General features: G+C 38.9%; 2 protein-coding genes. One reads left to right on the top strand and one right to left on the bottom strand.

Annotated features, from left to right (window positions below):
- A partial coding sequence (locus ACEW8O_RS13910) for a sulfatase-like hydrolase/transferase (RefSeq protein WP_373495230.1) occupies positions 1-933 on the top strand: 933 nt, incomplete at its 5' end.
- A gap of 123 nt (positions 934-1056) precedes the next feature.
- Here the strand turns inward: ACEW8O_RS13910 and ACEW8O_RS13915 are convergent.
- A partial coding sequence (locus ACEW8O_RS13915; RefSeq protein ID WP_373495231.1) for a diacylglycerol kinase family protein occupies positions 1057-1628 on the bottom strand: 572 nt, incomplete at its 5' end.

Here is a 1628-nt window from a genome sequence, read left to right on the forward strand (position 1 = left end):
CCCTTGTTTTTGAAAGTTTCTTTTGCAAGACCCCATAGTCCTTATGACCCTCCTCAGCGTTTTCTTGACATGTATGAAGATCTCCCCATCAAAGCCCCTTACGAAGGAGCATGGTCAGATAAATTCCGAAACTTTCCAAAAGAAAGGGAAGCCGCTTTTGGAGATTTTGGAGTAGAACATGCACTTCATAGTCGGAGACATTACTTTGCATTGGTCACTTTTATCGATGAGCAAATCGGAAAAATCATTGCAGCTTTGAAAGAAAATAATATGTACGATAACAGTCTGATTCTATTTGTGTCAGATCATGGGGATATGCTTGGTGATCACCATCATTGGAGAAAAACTTATGCCTACGAAGGTTCTTCAAAAGTACCCTTAATTATAAAACCACCCAAATCATTTGACTATGACGTTTCATTGGAAAAACTCGCCCATACAGTGGAAATCAGGGATATTTTGCCTACTTTTTTGGAAGCAGCGGGCGGCATCAAACCCAATGCCATGGAAGGTAATTCAATTTTGGGGCTTTTGGCAAATCCAAATACGGAAGAATGGAGGGATTTTATAGACCTGGAACATGCTTCTACTTATGCGTTTGATAATTATTGGGCTGCCCTTACAGATGGTAGGGAGAAGTATATTTGGTTTTTTTCCACAGGAGAAGAGCAGCTATTTGACCTTGATAAGGATCCGGGAGAAACGGAAAACTTAATTTCAGATAAAGTCTATTCCGCAAGACTTGAATTATGGAGGTCCAGGATGATAAAACATTTAAAGGAAAGAGGTGATGGGTTTGTTAAAGACGGTATGTTGGTCAAGAGAACAACAAATCTTTTGTTAAGTCCCAACTACCCGGATAAAGAATGGTCAAATCAGGAAGGTTTGAAGTTTTGGCGTGAAGAAGTAAAACAAGGATTTCGATCCAATTAAGAATTATTGATAAGCCTGTAAGTTTCATCATTCCACCAAATTCCACTGACAGCACCGTTTCAATGGAAATAAGCCAGAGCTTCTACCAAAAGAATATATCCGCTGGCCGGAATTGCTGTTTTTTTAAGTTGTAAAGTTAGTATAGAACCCGATTTTCATCTTATTGAGTGTAATTTCAACCTTTCCCTCTTGATCTTTCGATTCACCGTCTATATGAAAGGCGGCATTATCCGGATTTTCAATAATGACTTTTTCTCCACTATACGTCTGCACAAAATCCAACTCCGAAAAGTCTTCTCTAATAAACCCAACCGTCAAGGCCATCCATTCCTTTAAACTGTCGGGGTTGAGGACAATTACCTCAAATTTACCGTCATTCATTTTCCCTGTCGGGTTAATTTTGGCACCTGTCCCATATCTATCACCATTTGCGATAACCAGCATTTTGGCATTGACAAGTTTTTTTTCACCTTTCAAATCTAAGTTGAATCTGTATTTGTTGTTTTCGAAAATCTGGGCAAGAGAGCTTTTAAAATAACTGCCCATGCCTCTTTCATCACTTTCCTCAAATTTCTTAATCAGACCCGCATTAAACCCGAAATCACATACATGAAGACATATATCTCCATTGACATCCAAAACATCCAATTGAATCAATTTGCCTTCTTTCAACGCCCTTATGCTGTCTTCCCAAG

It is taken from the genome of Aquiflexum sp. (assembly GCF_041749095.1).
Taxonomy (GTDB): Bacteria; Bacteroidota; Bacteroidia; order Cytophagales; family Cyclobacteriaceae; genus Aquiflexum.